This window comes from Methanovulcanius yangii (assembly GCF_018687785.1).
Lineage (GTDB): Archaea > Halobacteriota > Methanomicrobia > Methanomicrobiales > Methanomicrobiaceae > Methanovulcanius > Methanovulcanius yangii.
Genome location: NZ_LTBL01000001.1, coordinates 1,411,787 through 1,436,298 on the forward strand (window position 1 = coordinate 1,411,787; position 24,512 = coordinate 1,436,298).

Consider the following 24,512-nt stretch of genomic DNA (forward strand, 5'->3'; position numbering starts at 1 on the left):
AAACCATCTAGGCCTCTTCCGGCATCGCGCATTCCAGTTCGGTGACGATGGCAAGGGGGTCATCCAGTGTCCGTACCAGCTCCCGGATACGGTCGAGCCTCTCCACCCCGATGAAATGTTCGGCCATGACCCGTCCGAGAGGAAGAACGTCCAAGGTATCACCTGAACGCCGGATGTAGCCTTCTTTACGGAGAAGAGGGCCCATATCATCGGTGATTCCCACCATCGAATCCCCGATTCGTCCCAGTTCTGCCATACTGCCCCCGCAGGCGATGGCGTTTGCAACGTACTCCTCACTCGACTCTTCCATGCCATAGACCGGTGCCACCTCTTCCATCTCCCCTTTGAGAAGACGGATGGCGATCTCCTCTTCGGTAAACCCGCGTCCCTTGGCATAGGTGGCGCCCGGTTCTGCGAGGATGACGACCTTGCCCAGGTCATGGAAATCCGGTCGACCCGCACGGCCCATCATCTGGGTGAACTCCTGTACGGTGAGCCATTCAATCCCCATCGCAAGTGAATCGAAGACAACCTGTGATGCAGGGAAATCAACCCCTGCCGCAAGGGCTGCCGTCGTCACCACGGCGGCAATCTCCCCCTTTTCGAACCGGCGCTCCACCTCCCGGCGTTCCTTCGCCGAGAGGCCCGCATGATACGGCATCGCCTTCTTCCCGATTGCATCCGCGAGGGTATGACAGCGGGCCCGGGCGTTGGTGAAGATGATCGTCTGCCCCCTGAATCCGCGTGAGGACGTGTGCCGGTACTCGTCCGCGACGAGTTTTTTTATGAATGCGGTTTTTTCCTTTCGTTCGGTGAAGATGAGGTGCCGCTCGAGAGGGACGGGCCGCTCGTCATAGCGCACAAGGGCGGCATTCAGCTTCTTTGCGAGGAGATTGGGCGATCCGATCGTTGCGGAGAGGAAGAGGAACTGTGCCTGCGGTGCAAGATAGCGGAGGCGTGCAATAAGCCCGTCGAGCCGGTGGCCACGCTCCTCATCCTCCAGCATCTGCACCTCGTCGATGACGACCGTTCCGATCTTCGGAAGCTTCCTGCCCATGCGGATCTGGTTGTCAATGCCCTCATAGGTTCCCACCACGATCGCCGAACGCAGACTTCGCCGGGCCTTTACACGGGTCTCCGGGAGATTGAGCCTTGAGACCCCCGTCTGAAGCGAAACGTCGAGAAATTCCCCGTACCGTTCGGTAAACCGACTGTATTTCTGGTTCGCAAGCGCCACAAGCGGAACGAGAAAGAGCATCGCTCCGCGTTTCTCCATCACATTCTTGACACCGGCCATCTCCCCGATGAAGGTCTTTCCCGACGCCGTCGCCGCAACTACGAGGAGATCCTTCCCCTTTAGAAGGCCGGCCTCGACCGCAAGTTCCTGGGCCGGCATCAGCTTCTCGACACCCGAGGCAGTCCGCAGTTTCTCGGGGATGGGGAGAGTCTTCAGCGAAGATGTGTTCATGACAGGATGTGCATCAAGCCGGTCGAAGATGGTCCGTTCTGTCTCGATGGTTGCCGGCTGAAGTGTCGCAAGCACCCGGTCAAGATCCCTGTACTCCTGCAGGAGGTGTTCGAGATGGGTGATGGACCCCGAACCCATCCCCCCGAGATACCCCGCCTCACGCCTCAGTTCCCGGCGGGCGCAGTCCATGCAGATGATCTCTTTCCCGTATCTGACTGCATTCTTTTTCTTCAAAGGGGTGATCCTGTCTGCGGCAAGGCAGGGCCTGCAGGAGTTGAGCAGGGACCAGGAGATCTGGAGATCCCGGAGAAACGATATGAACGCCTCGTCCTCACCGGTCAGGTAGACCTGCGATTCCCGGAGCTGTGCTATCAGTTCCTTCGTGGGGACATGCCGTACCTGCCCTTTCCCCGGGAGACGGGCACGGTAACTCCGGGGACGGTGACCTTTACCGGTCCGTTCGAGTTCGACATCGCCGGTACCGGTCACCCGGCGACCGTCATAAAAATAGAGCCGGTAGGAACCCCGGCGGGGGTGTACGATGACATTCATGGCGAACTGAGATCGCGGATTTCATAGCTGAGACCTGCCGATTCCAGGCGCTTGAGAAATCCGGTAAACTCCTCATCAACAATGACCATGGAGCAGTTCATACCATGAAACGCTGCTTCGATGATCCCCTCCCGGGAACCAAAAAAGCTGTCGGGGACAATGCCTGCGTTCTTCAGCGCGATAACCGCCTCCAGTCCAACAGCACCGATATATTCCATGCCACCGACGGCATTCAGCACAGCCTCCGGCGTGACCTTTCGTGATCCCCCCCGCTGAATACGGGGGACCTTACAGACCCGGATGGCTCCTTCGTGGTGATCGATGATGCCGGAAAGTTTGGCTATGCCAATATCCTGCCCCTTTCGGGCATCGCCCGCCGCTTCGCCCATGGCAGCCTGGGTCGTCCGGACGGCGTAGAGATAGCCGCCCTCCATGTACACGCCGACGACATCCCCCTTTGCAATGTCCTCCGCCGCAATCGCCGTCCATACCGAAACCTGCTGGACGACATCATGCGTCACATAATGTGCATAGGTCTCGAGTGCTTCGGCATTCATCAGCACCCATTCGACGCCATTGTGAGTTACATTGTACCGGCCGCGACCATGGGAATCGACGAGGCCTTCATCGACCATCTCCCGGATGTATTCGCTGACAGCCTGCGGGGTAATGCCCAGTTTTTCGGCAATCTCCTGTTGGCGGACCGACGGCTGATGCTCCGCTATTTCGACAAGTATCTGAAAGCGGGTCGCTTCCCGCTTGCTCTTGAGTATGATATGGAAAGGATCCTTATTCCGGTCTGCCAAGGATAACCAACCCCTGCCCCTTCACATCAAGGTTCGGCATCCTTTTCGCAAGGCCCTTGACAAGCATGGGACTCACCTGGTATTTCCGGGCGAGGTCGTTGTAGGATGTCATTCCTGCCCTGACATCCGCTTCAATCTTTTCCACCATTTCCCGAAGGTCTTCATCCGTTGAGTTGGCAACATACAGGAGATCCCCGAGGTCTTCCATCGAACACTGGAATCCGGCGCGGAAACGACTGTACGTGGTGCGGTATTCCTTGGCAGGGGTCTTCCCGGGTTCCGGCATCCGCCACTGTTCCTCGATTAGATTCCCCTTCTGGAGAATCGCGAGGCAGTCATCCACGCAATCAGCCCCGACATCATTACACAGCTCCTCCTGAGTCATCCACTGTTTTGCAAGAAGATCATACACCTTCTTATACTGGGAATTGTTGAATGTAATGATAAGTGGAACGATCTCGAGAGGATCATTCACAATCCTGTTATGCCCTGTCAAAGTAAAAACCCATTTAATATAGGGCGTGAAAACATTAAATACTATCCAGACTTTTCTATGCGCAAAAACGGACAGATTTCTATAAAAGGCATCGTCCAGGGAGTCGGTTTTCGCCCATTTGTCTTTGCTGCGGCCGTAAAATTTGGCATCACGGGCAATGTCCGCAACCTGGGATCCGAGGTCCTCATCAATGCATGGGGGGACCATTTTGAGGAATTCCTTTGCGCGGTCGCCGGCGGCACCCCGCTCTCCCGCATCGACAGCGTCGATGTCAGGGAGGTCGAGGGTCACGCCCCGGAGGATTTTTCCATCCTGGAGAGTACGACTGGAGCACTCTCGGGGTTCATTCCTGCCGATGTTGCAACCTGTGAAGAATGCCTCGCAGACATCATGCAGTCAGGCGGCAGATATGAAGGATACTGGGCAACCTCCTGCGTCAACTGCGGACCACGGTACAGCATCATCCATGCCCTGCCGTATGACCGGGAACGGACGACAATGGACGAGTTTCCCCTGTGCCGGGGGTGCAGTGATGAATATACCGACCCCGGCTCACGCCGCCACCATGCACAGACCATCGCCTGTCATGCCTGCGGCCCCTCCCTTGCCCTTCTCGACAGGAACGGTGAACCGGTTCAAGGGGACCCGATACCAACGGCGGCAGGCCTGCTCGACGATGGGGCCGTCATCGCAGTGAAGGGCCTCGGGGGGTTTCATATTGCCTGCATCGAATCCTCGGCTTCCCGCCTGAAAGGAACCCTCGGCCGGCCTGAACAGCCCCTTGCAGTGATGGCGGAAGCCGATGAGATCAGGCGCGTGGCCCATGTCTCCCCCGACGAGGAGGCACTTCTCAGCGGACCGGCGCACCCGATAGTGGTCCTCGAAAAGAAAGACCCCGCGTCACACATGGGCATCTCAAAACTGCACACCCTCGGGTGCATGCTGCCTTATACGGCCCTTCACCATCTCCTCTTCCGGAACCTGAGGGCCCGGATGCTCATCATGACGAGCGCCAACGAACCGGGCGAGCCGATGATGACGACGACGGAGTCGGCATTTTCCCGCCTGGCAGACCATATCGATTATTATCTCACCCATAACCGCCGCATCGAAAACCGGTGCGACGACTCCGTCGTGCGGGACGGCTATATCATACGACTCTCCCGCGGACTGGCCCCGAAACGGATACGCTGCGATCTCGGAGATATTTCAATCCTCGGAGTGGGTCCGGAACTCAACTCCAATGTCTCCGTCTACCATGGCGGATTTCTGATCACGTCCCCCCATGTCGGCAACGTGCGAAACCCCTCCACGCTTGCCTACCTGAAGGAGACCGCGGAGACCATCCGTGCCTTTACGGGGGCGTCATGTGACATCATCGCCCATGATCTCCACCCGCAGTTTCTTTCGACGAGGTATGCCTGGGAGCTTGCAGCCCGGAGCGGGGCCCGCCTGGTACCGGTCCAGCATCACCGTGCGCATATCGCGGCAACGACAACAGAACCCTGCATCGGCATCGCCATCGACGGCGTCGGGTACGGCGATGACGGAACCATCTGGGGCGGGGAGATCTTTGCCGGGCAGGTACCCGACCTGCGCCGTGTCGGACATCTCGAACAGGTCCTGATGCCGGGAGGCGATCTTGCCACCCGCTTCCCCGAACGGATGCTCTATGGCATGCTGCCGGACGATAGCACCCTCGACCTCCTCGCAAAGCGGGGGTGGAGCGAGACGGAGAGAAATATTCTCGCCCGCCAGGTCGACCGCAGGTTCAACGTGAGCATGACGAGCAGCACCGGCAGGGTACTCGATGCCGCAGCAGCCCTCCTCGGGATATGCCGGGAGAAGACCTTTGACGGTGAACCTGCACAGGTCCTTGAATCGGCCGCATTCCGGGGCACCCCCACCATCTGGGAGAGGGAATGTATCCGCGGGGACGGGATGGACATCCTCCTGACCAGTGCCATCATGAAGAAGGCCCGCGAGGCGTCGCGGACCCACAGTGCCGAAGACATTGCCGCATCGTTCCAGGCGACCCTTGCCACCGGTATTGCGGAGATGGCGGTCAGAGCGGCACATGAAGAGGATATCGACCGGATTGCCCTCTCGGGGGGTGTTGCATACAACCGGTTCATCAGGGAGACGATCCTCGCACATATCAAAAAAGAGGGACTCACCCCCGTCATCAACCGGGAATACCCCCTCGGCGACGGGTGCATATCGGCGGGCCAGTGCATATGGGCATCGGCAGTGCACAGGCAGGAAAAGAATTAATTCGAATAGTATCAGGAATTTATCGTTTGATCGAGGATATCCCTCAGGTCGTACATCCGATACGGCTTCTTGAGAACTCCTGCAAATCCCATTTCAAGGAGCGAAGATTCGTCCATATCGCCTGCCAGTCCGCTGGTTACGATGGCGCGAACACCGGGATCGATTTCCCACAGAAGCGGAATCGTCTCCATTGCACCCATCCCCCCGGGCACCGTGATATCGAGAATAACTGCATCAAACGAGGCGTTTTCAGCCATGGCATCCCGGTACTGTTCCAGGGCATCCTCACCGCTGGTCGCCGCCACCGTCTCATACCCCAGCCTCCCCAATAGAAGGCACGTCACCTCAAGGATGGTCGGTTCATCATCCATGACAAGTATTTTTCTGGTTGTTTCAGGCATCGCTGTTACTTCCTGTATATCTTCGGAGGGGGAGATCGAATGAACGTATTATGTCCCACCCTATTGATATGCTTTATTGCATATCACTTAACGATACAATGTTCCTCTTCCAGACATATAATACATTCCCAAAGTGCATACCAACCCACAATATATTTAAATAGTGCAGGGGCAGAACCAGTCTCAAAACCGCTCCTACCGCACCCTTTTTTCCCAAACGCCGAAGTAAATTGAGAGGCAACGAGGGATTCGGCCCAACCGCCACATCGTCGTCACCCGGAGAGGACCCCGGCGGCATCAGAGCATGGCGGCACTGTCGGAAAAGATATCATATATGCTTTTTCCGAGATTCGGGACGGATTGAGCCTCGCAGGAACAGCCGAACACGTATGCTCAATTTGCCCGACCGGACCGCGGCACATGCGATACTCCCTTCCGCCCGCAAGCATGTTCATGCCCAGCCATTCCAATCCACGGGGGGCGGTTTAGAGAGAGACCCATGCAAGAATGAAGAGTCCGAGCCCAACCATACACAGACCCATGCTTAGGCGAAGGGACCGCCGATACTCCTCACGCCAGCGGCCGACACGTTCCGGCGACAGACCACCTGCGACGAGCAGCGTTATGACAATGAGGGGAAGGACAAAGATGAGGTTGTACAGGAGAAGTGCCCCCACGGTCCTGATGCCCGGTGCAGACGCGAGCATTCCCAGCACGGCAAGATAGACACCGCCGGTGCATGGCAGTTCGAAAAATCCGGTCAGAATGCCTATGGCAAAGGCTGCAGGAATCGTGTGCCTACCCGTCAGGCGCTTGAGTATGGCACTGCCACCTTCAGGAATGGCAAGAGAGACAACCGCCCGGCCCGTCACCCCTTCCGCCACCATAAATATCCCGATGATAATTGCCACCAGCGCTGCGAATATGGAGAACCCTGCGCCGATATCAAGGACACGGACAGCCGCCAGGATGCCGATGCCGGAGAGGATGTAGATGAGAAACACCCCCGCGGCATAGGCAAACCCGGTTGCAATGACACTCTTCCTGCTTCCTGCGCTGAGAAGAGTGACCAGAAGGAACACCAGCACCGCAAAGGCACAGGGATTGACCCCGTCAACGAGGGCTGCCCCTGCGATGATGAGAAGCGACGGCCCGGCAGGGGGAGGCGAGGAAGGAGACGGAACCACCCCCGCATCGCTTGTTGCATCGGGAGAGGGGGAAACGGAAACCGTGCCATTTTCGAGGTATCCGGGCAATTTTGTCGAAATCGCAGTATACCCTTCGAGGAAGAGGCCGTCGCTGGTGAAGACGGCGGGGTACGACGGATACGGCTCGCCATGCGCCTGACCCATTTGGAAAAAGAGGTCACGAACGGAGGCGTTGCCCGTCACATCGCAGTATTCAAAACGAACCGCAGGGTATGCAACTGAGAGGTTCTCCACTACAGGATGCGCCTTAGTACAGGCATGACATGTCTCACTGAAGAAAAAAAACACGACCCGCCCCGCGTCATTCACCGCACCCGTACAGGAATGGACGTCGGCCGCCCCGGCCCCCGCCACAAGCCCCCATACAAGCATGGAGAGAACAAGTATTGGCACTACGCCCCGGGAGACACCCCGCACCATACCTCGATATAGACTGGGGAGGTTCTTAATCCTGCCGCACCCGCTTATATGCCATCATCGGCCCCTATCTACAATCCGACTGCAATTTTGCATCTTACATACGAACAAAAGGTAAAATGGACGTTCAAAAAACCCATAGCCCGCGTGCGGACAGAATGGCACGAACGGCATCGGCCGGAAGATCTGCGAAAGAACCCGATGGAATAATGCGGAACGATATACAGGATACGTAAGAGAATTGCGTCTTACCTCCCGGAAAGGGAGGTGAAGAAAAAAGATTTAGCCGAAGAGTGCACCGAGGCCGGCCATGCCGTCCTCTTCTGCCTCTTCCTCTTCCTCTTCAGCCTCTTCCTCGACAGCTGCCTCCGCTGCTGCGGGTGCTGCTGCGGGTGCTGCTGCTGCGGGTGCAACCGCTGCCTTTGCGATGGCCTCTTCGATGTCCACACCGTCAAGTGCGGCAATGAGTGCCTTCACACGTGCATCGTCAACGTCGGTACCTGCTGCGGCCAGTACTGCGGTGACCGCTTCTTCCGTAATTTCCTTGCCTGCGTTGTGCAGGATAAGTGCTGCGTAGATGTATTCCATTTTCAAACACCTCAATTCTAATCTGATTATTCAACAACTCCCTTCAGGGCTTTTGCCTGCGCATTTGCCCGTCCGATGATCATTTCAACGACGCCCTTCTCATACACAACAGCCTCGACACCGAGGTTGCGTGCTTCGCCTGCCGCCTTTGCAATGATAGCCTCGATCGTTGCCGCTGTCGGATACACTGCGTTGACCGACAGGTTGAACGCCTGCTGTGCTGCGAGGACGATGTTGTTGAAGTATTCTGTCTCATCGATTGCCAGTACGGACGGTTCGTAGAACGTGCCGTCGTAGTAGGCGACCTGAAGACTCAGTCCGACATCCTTCGTGCGGATGTCAAGCTTTGCAAGCACGTCGGCCTGCTTGGCGGTAATCTCTTCCCCTGCCTTGACGAACGTCTTCGTCTCGCGAATGACGACCTTTCCGCCTTCAATTGCGGCAGGAACGCCTGCCTGCTGAAGCACACCAACGATAGGACCGGGCTTGAAGGACGTCGGACCCTTCTCGACGACGATGTCCTGGGCTGCGATGTCACCTGCACGGGCGACCATCTTGCTCATCGTCTGCTGGAGCTTCCTGTAGAGAGCGAACGGGTTTTCATTCGTGTAGATCAGTGCACTCTGTCCGTCGATATGGGTGTTGAGACCGGAGATGGGCTCGCCCAATTCACCGAATGCGTGCTCAATGAGCGTGTTGCGCGTCATCTTCAGGACTGTAGAGCCGCGGAGGTCGCGGCGCATTTCCTGGAGCTGGCTGGCCGGAATGCCCTGCAGGTCGACAAGACCGGTGAGGGCGTATTCCTGTGCATACGCTTTGATCACTTCAACTTCGTCTTTCTTCCACTGGGGCAGGTTCACTGTATATAGTGCCATTACACTAACCTCACTGCCGGACCCATGGATGTCTTGACGTATACCGACCGGATGTTCATTGCACCACTCTCAAGGGATGTTTCAACCTTCTTCAGGACCGCGTCGATGTTGTCTGCAACCTCTTCAGGCGCCATAGCGGCAGTACCGACCTTCACGTGGAAGGTGGTCTTGTCCTTTGTACGGAACTTGACGGATTTGCGGAGACGTTCGACAATGGGTCCTACATCCATTCCCTGGGGAACGGGGGTTGGCATTTTACCGCGTGGACCGAGCCTGGTACCGAGGTAACGACCTACAAGAGGCATAACCGCGGTCTCTGCGAGGAAATACCGGTATTCGTTCGCCATTTTGCGAGCTTCCCGGGGTTCTCCGCCCAGACGTTCGATTTCTTCAGGTCCGATGATGAGGTCTACACCTGCAGCTTTTGCCTGGGTGGTGATATCTCCTTTACCAAGGACGGCGATCTTTTCGATCCGACCCGTGCCATTTGGCAGAACCATCGTCTCATCAATACGGTTTTTCGGTTGCGCCATGTCGATGTTTCTCAGGTTAATTGCGATTTCAACGCTTTCCTGGAACTTACGCTCAGGCGCAGCTTCTATTGCCGCGTTTACGGCTTCCAGAATCTGGACCCTTTCAACCATTCATTACCTCCATAGTGGTACGACCTGCGGGAGAGCAGATCTCCTATGGTGTTTTTTTTATAGTCTATTCATTCAGGACACTGTCGTATTCGCCTGCATCGATGAGGGCAAAGATCTCCTTTGGATCCTTTCCTTCAACGGTTACGCCGACACTGACGCATGACCCGATAACCTCTTTCGTGCGGTTTTTCAGATCATAGGACAGCATGTCGTCCGTCTTCATGCGGGCAATGCGGACAGCAGCCTCAAGCGGAAGGTCCCCCACTTTCACCGTGTTGGGTTCACCGGAACCCTTCTCGATGCCGACCTCTTTCATGATGAGGGCGGTCGTGGGCGGGACACCAACGGATACCGTGAAGTTCTTCTTCTCGTCGACTTCAACACGAACAGGTACCTGCATCCCGTTGAACTCGGCGGTCTTTTTGTTGATCTCGTCAACAACTGCCTTCACGTTAATTCCGAGTGGTCCCAGTGCCGGCCCTAACGGGGGTCCGGCCGTGGCTTTTCCGCCGGGTACCAATACCTCGACTACTTCTCCCATTGTAATATCACCATGCCTACGTTACCGCAGTATAAGGAGCGGCACTCAGCTTGGGTCAGTACAGGTTTGCGTACAACCTCTTAAAGGTAAGGGAGACGCAACCAAAAAATGTGAGAGGGCGTTATTCCTGTGCCTTCTCGATAACCCGGACATTGTCCCCGCGGACCGTGATGGGGATGGGCACCATCGATTCGTACAATTCAACGGTAATCTCTTCTTTTCCGGCATCCACGCGCTTGACAACCGCTTTTTCGCCCTTAAACGGTCCGGCGATCAGTTCGACGATGGTCCCCTCGTCGATACCGGCGACCGCTGCCTTCGGCTCAAGGAAGTGCTCGACTTCCTCAAAGGAGGTCTCGCCCTTGACGACCGCCCGCGCATTCGGGATCAGACGTACGATCTGTTCCATACGGGCATACTCGTCCGGCGTCTCAATGAGCACATATCCCCTCAGTTCATCAGGCGCCATGATGGACTTGATGTCAAACTCGGGGTGGTCCTTCAGGAGTTTGACGATGTCGTCAACTACCTTGCGTTCCTTGTTCGCCGTCGTCTTCAGCGCGTATATTTTATTTCCGAAGTCACTCATTCCAATCACAGGGCGAGAGCCATGATCTCATAGAGGATAAACCCAATCATACCCACTATCAGAATACCGATTGCAGCAACGATAGCAATCTTATTGAATTCATCTCTCGTCGGCGTCCTCGCAAGTTTGAGGACACGGATGTATTTCTTGAATACTTCTTCATTGATATTTTTTAGGTCTGCCATGTCTTATTTCACCTGAGGAAGTCGATCTCGAATTCCTTCATTGCAGCATGATGGGAGGGGTACCTCTCACTGCGCCCGTATATCTGGGGAGAGTTGACACCCGTCACGACGAGCATGGTACGCATTCTCCCCTGCATCTCCGGGTCAACCTGTGCTCCCCAGATAATCCGTGCATCGGGGTCGATGCGCTCGTAGACTTCCTGTACGACTCCTTCTGCCTCGGACATCGTCATGTCCGGCCCACCGACCACATTGACGAGAGCGGCGGTCGCACCGGAGATATCGACATCGAGGAGCGGCGACCTGAGCGCCTTCTTGACGGAGTCGGCAGCTTTGTCCTCGCTGTCGCTCTCGCCCATACCGATCATAGCAACGCCGCCCTTCTCCATAACAGTTCGCACATCGGCAAAGTCAAGGTTCACGAGGCCGGGCTGGGTAATCAGTTCGGTAATTCCCTTTACTGCGCGCATTAAAATCTCATCAGAGACCTTAAATGCTGCGTGGAGGGGGAGGCGCGGAACGACTTCAAGAAGCCGGTCGTTTGGAACCACGATGACGGTGTCCGCAACATCGCGCAGGCGCTCGAGTCCCGCTTCCGCATTTTCCATGCGAATGGCACCTTCTGCCGTGAAGGGCAGGGTGACGACGGCAATGGTCAGTGCCCCCTCATCACGGGCAGCCTTGGAGATGACCGGCGCGGAGCCCGTACCGGTACCTCCTCCGAGGCCTGCCGTGATAAATACCATGTCACACCCCTCGACATGTTTGCGAATCTCCTCTTCCGCCTCCACAGCAGCCTCTTCACCAACCTGCGGCACCGAGCCCGCACCCAGGCCACGGGTTCGCTTGCGTCCGATGAGAATGCGGGTATCCGCCTTTGTCCGGATCAGGTGCTGGGCATCGGTATTGAGCGCAATGAGCTCGGCACCCTCAATACCTTCCTCCTTCATCCGGGTCATCGTGTTGGATCCACCGCCACCACACCCGATGACGGCGATCTGTGTCCGGAGCTGCTGTAAAATCTCCTCAAGTTCAAGGTCATCTTCACATGTAGTGTCCAGAATAACCCCGGTCTCTCTGTTCGACCGTTTGATTGCCTCTTCTACTATTGATCTCATAGATAGCTCTCCAATCCCGGGACGTGGATTACCTGTTCAGACACATCAGATACCATTGAGGGAGTGATCACCGTCCCCCCAATTTCAATCTCATGGCCTGCGGCCAGTCGTCCGAAAAGCGGTCCTTTCGGCACCCCCAGTTCAGCTGCCCGCCGGGGGTTAAACCGAACTCTCCGGATGGTGATACTATCACCACTGACCGTAGTCGATCCATCGTTGACTAAGATTTTGACGCAGGATGTTATTAAAAGATGCAGTACTTGGACTTCATGTCCGGCGAAGGCAAAAAACACCGGAAGCGGCCGTCCGGACTGCGTGGTGATGCCAGCGGCGGGAATATCCCGTATCAAGTCCCAAAAGAGGTTTTCATCAATTTTGAGAGCCTCATCAAAGAGATCCGGAGGAATTGATAGTCGTACGGGGAATCCCTCACCGGAAATTCCAAGGATTATCAGTCGCGCCCCATCCGATTCCTCGGCTGCACGCGCCCTGAACGCACAATAGGTTGAAAACGGGAGATCCCCCATCTGCCTGAGTTCGCTCTCGCTCAGGCGGACAATCCCGCAATCGTCGAGGAGCGTCATGACATGGGCAAGGTCATCCCGGGAGAGGGCCTTGCGATCGATATAGGCCGCATCTGCACCGGACATTGCAGTCATCCGGCGGATCATCTCCGCATCCAGCATCCCCACTTCCCGCGTATGGGCGATATGGCCCCATGCGGCACGGGTGGCAATGGCGATCTCCGTCTGTCGGGCCGCATAGTGATTCCCCCCGAACCCCGTGAGGACGACACAAGCCGAGGGGCCGTCATGGAGAGCCCCTGCCACACTCTGTGCCACCGCCCTGCCCGCATCCTCCCGGACCCATTCCTCCTCCGTGCTGCCGATCTCCACAAAAAACGAGGGTGTTGCAAGGTCCGTGGGGCCGTGGTGCGTCACCTCGTAGGACACACGAAAGCCGTCCGGCGCGGAGGCGGCAAGGCGGAGGAGGACCGCATGCATCCATTCCGGGGCCGCCCGGGCAAGCTGACGGGGGGCACCACCGAGTGCCGCATCGCGAAAATTGCCGGTGACATGCACCGTAAGGGCGCGAACGGGATTCTTGCTGGTATGCCGGGAGATGAAGATGATGAGATCGGCCGCTGCACGGGCATCCAGACCCTCCTCGTGGATCAGGCGGCCTTTTGCACCGATGAACCGGACGTGGTGCCCGGCAAACGGGACGGCCCCCTCCGGCACCTCGTCCAGCCCCATCTCGTGAAGCAGATGATCCCTGATGTTCATTCCCGCAGGGTCGATTTCCGAATATACTATGGCAATGTCCACACGCACCTCTCCAGTACCTGATGAAAACGTCTGTTCCGGCGGGGCTTCAATCCTTGCCGCCGGGAGACCCGGCATACCGCGTGGCGGCCCGTGCCCGCGATACCGCCTCTGCGGGGGAGGGGCAGGGGATCACTCCGTCAATATCCCATGTTCCGAGCCCGAAGACCGGTATGCCCCGCTTCAGGGCCATCGCGATCTCCGAGAGCGTCCCGTACCCCCCTCCGACGGCAATCACCGCATCCCCGGCTGCAACAACGAGGGTGTTTCTGGCAATCCCGAGACCGGTGGGTATGACAACGGTCAGATAGGGGTTCCCCGGCCCCTCGCCGGGAAGGATTCCCACCACCATTCCCCCCGCCTCACGGGCGCCGCGGGAAGCGGCTTCCATTACCCCGCCCCTGCCACCGCAGACGAGAACGGCACCCGCCCGTCCGATGCACCGTCCGGTCTCTGCGGCATCTAAAAGTTCTTTCCCGTTCGCTTCACCTGCACCGATTACGGCCACCTGCATCATTCGTATTCCTCCTTCCTGCTGCCCCGTCATTTACACAAATACCTATGTTTCCCTGCGTGCAATATTTACCGATATATACCCGAGGGATTCTGGTGAAAGAGGTCACGAGCAGTTATCAGGCAGAGGATGTGGAGTCCGCGGTCCGCACCTTCTGGAATGAGGAAGATATCTATCGCAAAGTCAAAGAGATGCATGCCGCCGACCCGGACTATTTCTTCGTGGACGGCCCCCCCTATACGACCGGGCATATACACCTCGGCACGGCATGGAACAAGATCATCAAGGACTCGATGCTCCGTTTCGAGCGGATGCAGGGCCAGAACGTCATCGACCGTGCAGGATACGACATGCACGGACTGCCCATCGAGGTGCGGGTGGAGCACGAACTGGGCTTCACCTCTAAAAAGGATATCGAGGCGTACGGGATTGCCTCATTCATCGAGCAGTGCAAGGAGTTTGCCATCACCCACAAGGACATCATGTCCGAACAGTTCAAAAACCTCGGGGTCTGGATGGACTTTGACAACCCGTACCAGACCATCACCCCCGACTATGTCGAAGCGGCGTGGTGGACCCTGAAGCGGGCCGAGGAGAAAGGCCTCCTCGAACGGGGGTACCGGGTCGTCAACCTCTGCCCCCGCTGTGAGACCGCGATCGCGGACTCCGAGGTGGAATACTGGGACGAAGAGGACCCCTCGATCTTCGTGAAATTTCCCGTACAGGGCCGTGACAATGAATACCTCGTCATATGGACGACCACGCCCTGGACACTTCCCGCCAACGTCGCTGTCGCGGTCGATGTGGACTTTGTCTATGCCCGGGTCCGTGCGGTCAAGGACGGCAGGGAGGAGATCCTCTGGATCGGCGAACCCCTCGTGGAGGATGTCCTCCGGAAAGGGCGCTACCAGGACTTTTCCGTGCTGCAGACCGCCACCGGGGCCGACCTTGTCGGGACGACCTATGACTCACCCCTCGTAAATGTCGTCCCGATGCAAAAGGAGATCGCCCACCGCGTCGTTGCGGCGGACTTCGTGACCATGGAAAACACCGGGCTCGTGCACATGGCACCGGGCCACGGGTGGGACGACTACGTCGTCGGCCAGCGCGAGGGACTCGCCTCCGTCTGCCCCGTCGACCACTCGGGAACCTATACGGAAGATGCGGGCATCTTTGCCGGCATGTTCGTCAAGGACGCCGACGAGGCCGTCATGGAGGCCCTCGGCGACCATCTTCTTGCACGGACCACCATCGTCCACCGGTACGGCCACTGCTGGCGATGCAAGACTCCCATCATCATGATCTCCACCGAGCAGTGGTTCCTCGCCATCCCGGCAATCAAGGAGAAGCTCCTCGAGGAGATTACAAAGGTCGAGTGGAAACCCGACTGGGCGGGGTCGGCACGGTTCCACGACTTCGTCGCCGATGCCCGCGACTGGTGCATCTCCCGGCAGCGGTACTGGGGCATCCCCATACCGGTCTGGCAATGCCCGTCCTGCGATGCACGCCGGGTCTTCGGCACCGTCGCCGAACTCAACGAGGCGGCGGGTTCGGACCTGACCGACCCGCACCGCCCCTACGTCGATACGATCACCGTTCCCTGCGCCTGCGGCGGCGAAATGCGCCGTGTGGAGGACATCTTCGATGTCTGGTTTGACTCTGCGATGGCCTCCTGGGCAACCCTCGGGTTCCCCCGGAAAACTGAGGCCTTCGAACGCCTCTGGCCGGCATCGTTCATCACCGAGGGGCAGGACCAGACCCGCGGTTGGTTCTACTCACAGCTCGGCGCCTCGACGATCGCATTTGACCGGGCACCCTACAAGAAGGTGCTCATGCACGGCTTCGCACTCGACGCCGAAGGGCGCAAGATGTCCAAATCCTTCGGCAATGTCGTCACCCCCGAAGAGGTCATCGCAAAGGTGGGCGTCGACGTCCTGCGCCTGTACGTCCTCTCCGCAAGCGCTCCATGGGACGACCTGAAGTTTAACTGGGAGGGCGTGCGCACCACCAACCGGACGGTCAACATCCTCTGGAACGTCTACCGTTTCCCACTCCCCTATATGATCCTCGACGGGTTTACCCCCATGACCGGGGCGGACGGGGTCTGGAACGCCGAATATGTTGCTGAACACCTCGCTGAGATGCCGGACGAGGACCGCTGGATCATCTCCCGTGTCAACAGTATGGCCCGAACAGTGACGAACGCCATTCCCGAGGGGATGCTGCACAAGGCCACCCGTGAAATCCTGACAACCATCCTCGAGGACATCTCCCGCTGGTATGTCCAGCTCGTCCGGCAGCGGATGTGGCTCGAGGAGGATGCCGTGGAGAAGGTGCAGGCATATGAGACGATGTACTATGTGATGCGCCGTCTTTGCACTGTCCTTGCCCCCTTTGCCCCCCACCTGACCGATCATATCTACGACAACCTCCGTACCGGTGACGACCCGCAGAGCGTCCACATGCTCCCGTGGTTTGCAGGGGAGGATGCACTGGTTGACACGGACCTCGAGACGGAGATGGACGTCATCCGGTCCTTCGACGACGCGGTGGCAACCGCACGCCAGGAAGGCGGACGAAAACTCCGCTGGCCGGTGGGCGAGGTCACCGTCCTCACAGACGATGACGCGGTGGCAGCCGCCATCGGAACAATGAACGCTCTTGCCTGCCAGCGTGCCAACGCCCGTGGCGTGACCGTCGTTACCGGCGCATGGGAGAAGATGGGCTGGGCGGCAGCGGCGAACATGCGTGCCATCGGCCCGGAGTTCGGCAAGGAAGGACCGAAGGTGAAGGCGGCAATCGAAGCGGCCGATGCGGCCGCCCTGAGAAGCGCCCTTCTCTCCGAAGGAAGTGCCGATGTCGGCGGCTTCACCATCTCGACAAACCACGTGGAGTTCTCGGAGAAACTTCCCGGAGGGGTCTTTGCCGCCCCCATGAATGCCGCGACGGTCTGCGTCGATGTGACCCTCACCGACGCGCTCGAGGCCGAAGGCTACGCCCGGGAAGTGATCCGCCGTATCCAGGAGATGCGCCGCCAGATGGACCTGAACGTCGAGGACTTTATCAATGCGGCCGTCGTCATCGGAGACGCACGGGTGCAGGGCCTCCTTGCCGGCTGGGAGAATGAGATTGCAGGCGAGGTCCGGGCAACGGCCTTCGCCATTGCGGATTACGCCGGCGAGGGCGACCTCGTGCAGGACTGGGATATCGAAGGTATCCCGGTCACCATCGCCCTTTCACGCGCGGAAGAGTGAACGAATATAGGCCGCCCCTTCCGGGGTGGAGAAGAGGGGCAGGTCTGCATCGGTCCTGACCACCCTCCGTTCGGCCTCCACGTGCTCCCCGGAGACAGGATTGAATCCTTTTTTTATGACCGGCACCCGCCGGACAATGACACCGCGACGCTGCCACGACGGCGTCCTTGCAAGATTGACCCCCCGCTCGAACATAAAATCGTGCATGCCGGGTGCCTTCATGCCCTTCAGCTCCCGCGCCGCCTGCCGGGAGGTCATCCCCCCGTCGATGAGAGCCTGCTGGCAGTAGGCGTTGATGTGGTTGCGCCATGCCTCACGCTGGCGCAGGTCAAAGTAGGCACATGCGGCCGCTTCGTCGACCGGGATGATACGGGCGTCGAAAGAGAGCGGCGAGGAGACACCGAGGGCAAGAGTCAGGGCACTTGCGGCAAACCCCGCGCAGACGGAATCAATCTTCTCCACCCGGCCCCTGAATGGTGCCTGCAGGAAGCAGAGCGAGATTTCGTCCGAGAAGGTATATGCAAAGGCGGGTTCGAGACCGGAATCCTCGATCAGCGCCCTGCAGACGTCAGCCATTGCATGGCAAAACCTCTCGTCATATGGTTTTTTCAGGCCCAGGTCCCGGGTCAGGCGGTGGAACGCCCGTCCGTCGAGACGTACGATGAGAGGGGCAAATATTGTCAGATTTTTAAATATCTCTCTTTCTTCCATGACAGAAGCGCTCAATGGTATGGGTGGGGCATTCCCGAAAAAAGTATTGGTCCGGCATTGGGAACTGCCGGAAAATGATGTTTGGCCTTAATCCTCCTTTTTCTCGAGCGAACCGACGAGATGGCGGATGATGACCACATCACCGACCGCAAGTATGATGCGGTAGGGGATCTTGATTCCCTTGAAATTTTTCAGTTCAATGAGTTCGGGATTCAGCTTCGAGACGGCCAGGGACTCGATCTTTTTCCCGTCGACATTGATGACCACATCGTCCACATCACCGACATACACCGCTTTATCGGTATAGACGTGCATCCCGAACATTTCCGTTATTGCGCTCTTCATTGGTATCGTTTTAGGGTATAATCATTAAATATTAAAAATATAATCCATTTCCATGGACAGTTCCATTCAGATCGGGACGATCAGCGGCATCCCGATCCGCATACATTTCACCTTTTTTCTGATCATCCCGATCTTCGCCTTCATAATCGGGACGCAGATCGACCTCACGGTCGCCCTCGTCGAACAGGTTTTCGGCCTCACCGAGCCGATCAGCACCGAATACATCACTACAGGAGTTATGCCCTATGTATTGGGAGCCATTCTTTCGTTTCTTCTCTTTACGGGCGTATTCCTCCATGAACTCGCCCATTCATGGGTCGCCCTGAGGAAAGGGATGAAGGTCGGGTCCATCACCCTCTTCATTCTCGGGGGCGCATCCGAGATCGAGGACGAGATCTCCCCCAACCCGCGTGACGAACTGCCGATGGCAATCGCAGGCCCCCTCATGAGCCTCTTTCTTGGCATAGTCTCCGAAGGTGTCGCATACGCAAGCCTTCTCTTTATCCCGAACGATGCGCTTGCCGGTCTCTTCTTCTATATCTTCGGGTATCTCGGCATCCTCAACATCATCCTCTTCGTCTTCAACCTTCTGCCGGCATTTCCCATGGACGGCGGGCGTGTCCTCAGGGCCATCCTCGCATTCTGGCTTCCCATCGACAGGGCAACAAAGATCGCCGCTGAAATCGGGCGTATCGTCGCGATCATCTTCGGGATCATCGGCATCCTCTCCTTCAACCTTGTTCTGATCCTGATCGCGGTCTTCATCTATCTCGGGGCAGGGCAGGAAGCGGCGATGGTGCGCTACAACCTCCTCCTCAAGGGCTTGTATGTGAAGGATGCGATGACCTCTCCGGTGAAGGTCATCTCCCCCGATATGCCCATCCACGAGGTGCTTGCCCTTATGCAGTCGACGCGGCATCTCGGGTTCCCCGTTGTCGAGCGGGGGGCACTCGTCGGCATGGTTACCCTGCAGGACATCCACACTGCCCCCCAGATCGACAGGGAGGCCCTCCAGGCCCGCGATATCATGACACGCGAGGTGGTGACGGTCGCCCCCGACAGCGGCCTCTACGAGGCGCTCAGGATACTTGCGCCAAACACCTTCGGCAGGATACCTGTCGTCCGGGACGGCGAGGTGGTGGGCATCGTCACCCGGTCGGACATTCTCAAAATAATGGAACTGCAGGAAGTCAGGGTCACAACCACCTGACGGCCCACTGATCCGTTGTTATCGTTCCCCGAACGTGAGGTACGGGTCCACAGGCGTCTCCGTCCCTATCGCCTGCCGGAATGAGGCCATGTCGGCAAAGGGGCGCCGGGCCATCAGCGAGGCCACCCGTTTCTTCCCGACACCGGGAATCCACTTCAGTGCCGACGGGGGGAGGGCATTGATGGCTATGGGTGCGGGAAGGCCCGTGACCGATCGCATCCCGTGCGAGACGACGACCGCATCGAGCGTCGTCCCTGACGGGAGGGACATTGGAATGCCGACGAGTATCGGATAGGAGCCCATCTGCCGGCCGAAACTGGTTTGTCCGCTCTCCTCCACCATCACATCCTTCAGGCAGGTGCCCTCGGGAAACACCCTCCTGAGCATCGGGACGTCGAACTCCTTTCGCACCCGCTCCTTGAAGAGGCGGAACCGGGCATCATGCTCTCCGAGGGTGTTGTCTTCCCATGCGGCCGTCCCTTCGAACGGCATGAGCTGACGAATATTCACCCGCCGCACCATGAGGCCTTCCGCAAGGACATCTCGGAGGAAGACCTCGTTCATGTCATAAGTGGCCTCCGTCTCACCGGCGAGACCGCAGACGAAGTTGAGGCCGGGAAGGAGCTCCGGCACCCCGTTCCGTCTGCCGCTCCCCACCGTATTGACAATTCGGATGGCCTCCATCACGTCATCCGGCAGCGCCTTGAGGTTGTTTGCCCGCACCACCGCAGGGTCTGCCGTCTCCATCCCGAAGGCGGCAACATCCCCTGGCGTGTGCCACCGGACGATGGACTCGAGGGATTCGCGGGCAGCCTCCGGGTGGCGCGCAATCGTGCCGGGGTTGACATTGTCGATGTGCAGGGTCCGGAGGAGGGGGGCCGCCGTTCGGACGCCTTCGAAGAGCCGTTCGAGTGCCTCCGGGTCGGGCCGGGGAAACTCCCCTCCCCCCGTCGCGCCGTAGGCGAGGAGGTCGGGCTGGCGACCGAGGCGGAAATGAACCGCTCCTGCCGATGCGAGGGCCGCCACTTCCGCCAGGATGCCCGGCATCTCCCGCCGGCGTGGCAGTCCATAGAAGGGTTCGGTGCAGAACGAGCACCCCCCGGTGACGGCACGCGAACAGCCGCGTGCGGTCTCCAGCTCGCACATAACGCGGGGAAAGGATGGATGGTCGGTTATTACGGGTGCCCCGGCAACCGCCCATCGATCGATATCAGCGTAGGAGAGCGTCCCCTCTGGTTCACCGCCGGAAAGAAGGGCGTCGAGTGCTGCAGGAACTTCGCCGCTGAGAATATGACGGAATCCCGATATCGCGTGACGGACCGCCGCCTCTCCTCCTCCGGCGGAGCTCCCGAAGATGACCGGCCCGCCGAGTGCGGTCAGTGGATGCCGGAGGGCAGCCCCGATTTGCCGGATCTCGGTCAGGGATGCCGGGGTGCCGCCGAGATACTTCCCGGGCACCGTTACGCCCGCGATCATGACCACGACATCTGCACGGTCGCATTCCTGTAACAGGGCGGCATCCTGCCGTATCTGGTCGATGGTGGCATACCGTACACGGTAGCCGTGTGAAGAGAGGACCCCGGCACAGTAGCGGATGTACGGTGCAATGTAGGGCGGCACGCCAAAACATGCGGGCTCGTCCACATATCCATCGATGATCCATGCATCAGAGGTCATAGCCGATGAGGGAGAGGAGGGCCCGCGCCCAGAGAAGTTTACCGCGCTTCATGGGAGGAACCGACATGTCATCGAGATCGAACCCAAGGATGACGACCTTGTCCGCCCCGAGGGCGTCGGCTGCAAAGACCGCACGGTCCCCGTCGGTAAACCCCCCCCAGTTGTGCACATGGCCGAACGGACGTGTCTGGCAGGTCAGGACCAGCGGCCCTTCGAACATCGGGACCCACCGCCGGACGAGGGGGATGTTGTCGCCATGGGCGTGAACCACCATCACCGTTCCCTCGCGGTTCATCGCAACGAAGCTCTCCTCGGCGCCGTCGAGGTCGGTGAAGACCGCGTCCGGACGGATGCCCGCACGCCAGAGGAGATCGGCCGCGGCATCGGCGGCAAAGACGGTTTCTTCGCAGCAGGGAAGGTCGTCCTTCAGGCACGGTGCATTCCCGCAGACGGTAACCGTCCGCCCGGCACAGAGTTCTTCCAGACGTGCGACATCGTCTTGCGCCGTGAGCACGGCAGCAATCTCCGCAGCCTCCTCGTCACCTTCCCGGTCAAACCCGAAGGTATCAAGGATGCGGAGATAGTGAGGTTCCCAGTCCTCAAATCTCATTCGCTGATTCCTCTTCATCTATACCGACAATATGCATGAATTTCCTGAGAATCGGATCAATGATGAGTTCCAGCAGTTCGTCTTTGTTGCGGGCGAGCGTGAAGACAGAGAGGGGGATTGTTGCGGCGCCCATTGCGGAGTGCCCCCCCGCTTCGCCGATTCCCTCGAACGCCTCCTCCATCGCCTGCCCGATATTGAGCCGGATATCCTTGTTCCGGGCGGAGAATGCGATCACATTGTCGGTGATGCCATAGACAAGCGAGGTGTTGACCCCTTCCAGCTGGATAAGGAGGTCCGCCGCCTGCGGGATGGCATCCCGGTTTCTGACGTACCCGACGCTGGAGAAGAGATAGCCCGAGAGAAGCCGGCGGTTTTTAATGGCATTGCCGAGCACCTCGAGCGTCTCCTGCGAAACCGACTGCGATGTGATCTTTTCCAGCAGTTCGGATTCCGTCAGCGGAAGGAGAAACGCGGCTAGGGTGAGATCCTGCGGGGTGGTATTGCGCCGGAAACAGCGCGTGTCGGCCATAATGCCATAAAAAAGAGCGGTTGCGATGTTGGAGTCCACGGGGACATCGAGTTCCCGCAGGTACTGGGTCATGAGACTTGCGGTCGCACCCATGTCAGGCCGTTTATCGACAAAATCCGCAGCATTTTTCGCAAGATCGCCATTCGGGTGATGATCAATGATGATATTGACGTGGGACTCCTTTGGAAGCGCGTTGTTCACGCCGGGGGCCGGGGAATCGACGATCGCAAGGTAATCGCAGTCCCTGAGTATGTCCGGAGTAATGCGCTCCATCCTGATGTCGAGGAGATTGACAAAGGCACGGTTTTCCTGGTGACCAATCTTACCGTCATAGAGAATCCGGCATTCCAGTACACCCTTACTCGCCGCTTTTCCGAGAGCGCACAGCGCCATCGCGCTGGAGATCGTATCCGGGTCAGGGTTGGTATGCGTGACGATTCCCATCGTACCCCGCCAGCTGGAGAGCAGGTCATTCAACCTGCGTGCCTGACGGGAGGACTGCAGTTTGCGTGCGTGGTGAACCGCCTTCTTCGCAAACACTTCCTGTGGGTGGAGTACTTCATCTGCTCCAACTGCGGAGAGCAGGTCAACGGTCCCCGAATCGACGGCTCTGACGATGACGTACGCGGATGGAAATGTACTCTTGATGGTCCTGACTGCCGCAAGATTGCCTTTTTCATCACTTGCGAGGACAAAGACCACACGCGGTACCGGGACTTCCCTGAGCATGTCCGGGTCTCCGATATCGCGAACGAGCGCCTCATATTTCTGATCCCTGAGATCCTGCACCTTGTGCTCGTCCCTATCTATGATGACGATGTCGGCAGTCTCTTTGAGGAGCTCGTAGAGAACATTGTATCCGATACTTCCGCATCCGAGTATCAGGTATTCGGTGGTTGCCGTCGTTTGAGATCCTTGCGGATTCGTCTCAGGCATGGTAAGGTAAGTTTCTGTTGTTCAGGGATAATTAAGGATCTCCGAAAAGTATATGACCAATTACCTACCACGTAGTTAGGTCAAACGAGTGGGCCTGTAGCTTAGTCAGGAAGAGCGACGGACTCTTAATCCGTCGGCCAGGGGTTCAAATCCCTTCAGGCCCGTTTACATCTTTTTATGCGGATTTTAAGCAGATATTGAGGATTTTAATTTTTGTATTCCCACCGCAGGGGAGAGAAAGGGGCGGCAGATGTCCGGGGAGGAAAGCCCCGGTGCCCACCATGAAAAAGTTATTTCCCGATTTTCAGGAGCATTTCTTCGAGACTGGGGTACCTCGATTCGATGCGTTTGACCGTCCCTCCCGCGCCTGCTATGAGGGCGGTGGCGGCATTGAGGGCGGACATATCCGCGGCCTCGGTGACGTACTCCCCCGCGTCACGGGAGACCGCAAGTGCTTCCGGCAGAACTGATGCGTCGGGGACGGTGAACCGGATGTGGTAGCTGAACGTGCCGAACTTCGACCGGAGTTCGTCCATCGTCCCGAAGGCAATCTCCCGACCCTTCCGGAGAATGAGAATCCGGTCGCAGATCTCCTCGACCTGCAGGAGGTTGTGGGCGGAGAGGAGGATCGTCCTTTCTTCCTCGTCCCGGAGTCGTGCCAGATACTCGATGATGTAGCGAGAGGTCATCGGGTCAAGCCCGGAGGTGGGTTCGTCATAGATGAGGAGCGACGGATCGTGGATGAGTGAGCGCGCAATTGCCACCTTGCGCCGCATCCCCTTGGAGAGTTCGCCGATCTTCTTCCCGCCATGATCCAGCTGGAGTGAGCTCAGGAGGCGCTCCCCCCGATCGGCGATCGTTGCGCGGTCGAGATGGTAGAGTTCGCCGAAGAACGAGAGATAGGAATCGACGGTCATCGTGTCATAGAGGCGGGACTCTTCGGGGAGGTACCCCAGGGTCCTCCTCAGACTGACGGGATCGCGTACGACGTCGATACCATTTATGACAAGGGTTCCGGCGGTCGGCTGCATGAGCCCCGCCATGATCTTCAGGAGGGTCGTCTTCCCCGCTCCGTTATGCCCGATAATCCCGAATATGCCGGGTTCATCCGTCTCAAAACTGACGCCGTCGAGCGCCCGGAATCCGTCATAGTCCTTGATGAGCCCTTCCGCACGTATCATCCAATCAGGCAGAGGTTTGTATTCATCATTATAAATCTTAATGTATCATTACCTGCCA

General features: G+C 58.2%; 23 protein-coding genes and 1 tRNA gene. 4 read left to right on the forward strand and 20 right to left on the reverse strand.

Going from position 1 to position 24,512, the window contains the following annotated elements; translation table 11 throughout:
* Positions 1 to 7 precede the first annotated feature (7 nt).
* From AZH53_RS07235 to AZH53_RS07245, 3 genes are read right to left on the reverse strand one after another with little or no spacing between them, the layout of a single operon-like run.
* Positions 8 to 2,020, reverse strand: coding sequence for a DEAD/DEAH box helicase (locus AZH53_RS07235; RefSeq protein WP_319642843.1), 2,013 nt, complete (start codon positions 2,018 to 2,020; stop codon positions 8 to 10).
* Positions 2,017 to 2,826: a DUF7839 domain-containing protein gene (locus tag AZH53_RS07240; protein ID WP_319642844.1), complete on the reverse strand. Its 810-nt coding sequence runs from the start codon at positions 2,824 to 2,826 to the stop codon at positions 2,017 to 2,019. Before AZH53_RS07240 ends, AZH53_RS07235 begins: the two co-directional genes overlap by 4 nt.
* Positions 2,810 to 3,301, reverse strand: coding sequence for an ArsR family transcriptional regulator (locus tag AZH53_RS07245; RefSeq protein WP_406600377.1), 492 nt, complete (start codon positions 3,299 to 3,301; stop codon positions 2,810 to 2,812). The genes AZH53_RS07240 and AZH53_RS07245 overlap by 17 nt, the downstream gene beginning before the upstream one ends.
* 78 nt (positions 3,302 to 3,379) lie before the next feature.
* On the opposite strand from AZH53_RS07245, the gene hypF reads away from it, so the two are divergent.
* Entirely contained in the window at positions 3,380 to 5,596 is a 2,217-nt protein-coding gene (hypF, locus tag AZH53_RS07250) for a carbamoyltransferase HypF (protein WP_319642846.1), read from the forward strand.
* Between the two features lie 11 nt (positions 5,597 to 5,607).
* On the opposite strand, the gene AZH53_RS07255 is transcribed toward hypF, so the two are convergent.
* The 11 genes from AZH53_RS07255 to AZH53_RS07305 all read right to left on the reverse strand — a co-directional run bounded on the left by AZH53_RS07255 (position 5,608) and on the right by AZH53_RS07305 (position 14,004).
* Positions 5,608 to 5,997 carry a response regulator gene (locus AZH53_RS07255; RefSeq protein ID WP_319642847.1) on the reverse strand — a complete coding sequence of 130 codons (390 nt, stop codon included), beginning with the start codon at positions 5,995 to 5,997 and terminating at the stop codon, positions 5,608 to 5,610.
* Positions 5,998 to 6,482: 485 nt separating this feature from the next.
* On the reverse strand, positions 6,483 to 7,598 hold the full coding sequence (locus tag AZH53_RS07260) for a hypothetical protein (protein WP_319642848.1): 1,116 nt from the start codon (positions 7,596 to 7,598) through the stop codon (positions 6,483 to 6,485).
* Between the two features lie 306 nt (positions 7,599 to 7,904).
* Positions 7,905 to 8,210 (reverse strand): 50S ribosomal protein P1, encoded by a 306-nt coding sequence (rpl12p, locus tag AZH53_RS07265; RefSeq protein WP_319642849.1) that lies wholly within the window; start codon positions 8,208 to 8,210, stop codon positions 7,905 to 7,907.
* A gap of 26 nt (positions 8,211 to 8,236) precedes the next feature.
* The gene (locus AZH53_RS07270) at positions 8,237 to 9,085 is read right to left on the reverse strand and encodes a 50S ribosomal protein L10 (RefSeq protein ID WP_319642850.1); all 849 of its coding nucleotides are present in this window, start codon (positions 9,083 to 9,085) and stop codon (positions 8,237 to 8,239) included.
* On the reverse strand, positions 9,085 to 9,729 hold the full coding sequence (locus tag AZH53_RS07275) for a 50S ribosomal protein L1 (protein WP_319642851.1): 645 nt from the start codon (positions 9,727 to 9,729) through the stop codon (positions 9,085 to 9,087). Before AZH53_RS07275 ends, AZH53_RS07270 begins: the two co-directional genes overlap by 1 nt.
* A 64-nt stretch (positions 9,730 to 9,793) precedes the next feature.
* A complete protein-coding gene (locus AZH53_RS07280) occupies positions 9,794 to 10,270 on the reverse strand; it encodes a 50S ribosomal protein L11 (protein ID WP_319642852.1) in 477 nt (158 codons plus the stop codon).
* 121 nt (positions 10,271 to 10,391) lie between these two features.
* On the reverse strand, positions 10,392 to 10,859 hold the full coding sequence (locus AZH53_RS07285; RefSeq protein WP_319642853.1) for a transcription elongation factor Spt5: 468 nt from the start codon (positions 10,857 to 10,859) through the stop codon (positions 10,392 to 10,394).
* 5 nt (positions 10,860 to 10,864) lie between these two features.
* Positions 10,865 to 11,044 (reverse strand): protein translocase SEC61 complex subunit gamma, encoded by a 180-nt coding sequence (locus AZH53_RS07290; protein ID WP_319642854.1) that lies wholly within the window; start codon positions 11,042 to 11,044, stop codon positions 10,865 to 10,867.
* Between the two features lie 8 nt (positions 11,045 to 11,052).
* Entirely contained in the window at positions 11,053 to 12,162 is a 1,110-nt protein-coding gene (ftsZ, locus tag AZH53_RS07295; RefSeq protein ID WP_319642855.1) for a cell division protein FtsZ, read from the reverse strand.
* On the reverse strand, positions 12,159 to 13,490 hold the full coding sequence (locus AZH53_RS07300; RefSeq protein WP_319642856.1) for a D-aminoacyl-tRNA deacylase: 1,332 nt from the start codon (positions 13,488 to 13,490) through the stop codon (positions 12,159 to 12,161). The genes ftsZ and AZH53_RS07300 overlap by 4 nt, the downstream gene beginning before the upstream one ends.
* Positions 13,491 to 13,536: 46 nt before the next feature.
* Positions 13,537 to 14,004 (reverse strand): TIGR00725 family protein, encoded by a 468-nt coding sequence (locus AZH53_RS07305; protein ID WP_319642857.1) that lies wholly within the window; start codon positions 14,002 to 14,004, stop codon positions 13,537 to 13,539.
* Positions 14,005 to 14,096: 92 nt separating this feature from the next.
* Between AZH53_RS07305 and ileS the strand changes: the two genes are divergently transcribed.
* Positions 14,097 to 17,255, forward strand: coding sequence for an isoleucine--tRNA ligase (gene ileS, locus AZH53_RS07310; protein ID WP_319642858.1), 3,159 nt, complete (start codon positions 14,097 to 14,099; stop codon positions 17,253 to 17,255).
* On the opposite strand, the gene AZH53_RS07315 is transcribed toward ileS, so the two are convergent.
* Positions 17,238 to 17,981: a tRNA(His) guanylyltransferase Thg1 family protein gene (locus AZH53_RS07315; RefSeq protein WP_319642859.1), complete on the reverse strand. Its 744-nt coding sequence runs from the start codon at positions 17,979 to 17,981 to the stop codon at positions 17,238 to 17,240. The genes ileS and AZH53_RS07315 overlap by 18 nt on opposite strands.
* A gap of 72 nt (positions 17,982 to 18,053) precedes the next feature.
* The gene (locus AZH53_RS07320) at positions 18,054 to 18,311 is read right to left on the reverse strand and encodes a PRC-barrel domain-containing protein (protein ID WP_319642860.1); all 258 of its coding nucleotides are present in this window, start codon (positions 18,309 to 18,311) and stop codon (positions 18,054 to 18,056) included.
* Positions 18,312 to 18,363: 52 nt separating this feature from the next.
* Here AZH53_RS07320 and AZH53_RS07325 point away from each other — a divergent pair, with 52 nt between their 5' ends.
* The gene (locus AZH53_RS07325; protein WP_319642861.1) at positions 18,364 to 19,521 is read left to right on the forward strand and encodes a CBS domain-containing protein; all 1,158 of its coding nucleotides are present in this window, start codon (positions 18,364 to 18,366) and stop codon (positions 19,519 to 19,521) included.
* An 18-nt stretch (positions 19,522 to 19,539) separates the two neighbouring features.
* Here the strand turns inward: AZH53_RS07325 and AZH53_RS07330 are convergent, their stop codons facing one another.
* From AZH53_RS07330 to AZH53_RS07340, 3 genes are read right to left on the reverse strand one after another with little or no spacing between them, the layout of a single operon-like run.
* The gene (locus AZH53_RS07330) at positions 19,540 to 21,198 is read right to left on the reverse strand and encodes a radical SAM protein (RefSeq protein WP_319642862.1); all 1,659 of its coding nucleotides are present in this window, start codon (positions 21,196 to 21,198) and stop codon (positions 19,540 to 19,542) included.
* Complete coding sequence (locus AZH53_RS07335) at positions 21,188 to 21,808, reverse strand: 6-hydroxymethylpterin diphosphokinase MptE-like protein (protein ID WP_319642863.1); 621 nt, start codon at positions 21,806 to 21,808, stop codon at positions 21,188 to 21,190. Before AZH53_RS07335 ends, AZH53_RS07330 begins: the two co-directional genes overlap by 11 nt.
* On the reverse strand, positions 21,798 to 23,273 hold the full coding sequence (locus AZH53_RS07340; protein WP_319642864.1) for a DHH family phosphoesterase: 1,476 nt from the start codon (positions 23,271 to 23,273) through the stop codon (positions 21,798 to 21,800). Before AZH53_RS07340 ends, AZH53_RS07335 begins: the two co-directional genes overlap by 11 nt.
* Before the next feature lie 90 nt (positions 23,274 to 23,363).
* On the opposite strand from AZH53_RS07340, the gene AZH53_RS07345 reads away from it, so the two are divergent.
* Positions 23,364 to 23,437: transfer RNA gene (locus AZH53_RS07345), tRNA-Lys, on the forward strand.
* Between the two features lie 126 nt (positions 23,438 to 23,563).
* Here the strand turns inward: AZH53_RS07345 and AZH53_RS07350 are convergent.
* Positions 23,564 to 24,454: an ABC transporter ATP-binding protein gene (locus AZH53_RS07350; RefSeq protein WP_319642865.1), complete on the reverse strand. Its 891-nt coding sequence runs from the start codon at positions 24,452 to 24,454 to the stop codon at positions 23,564 to 23,566.
* Between the last annotated feature and the right edge of the window lie 58 nt (positions 24,455 to 24,512).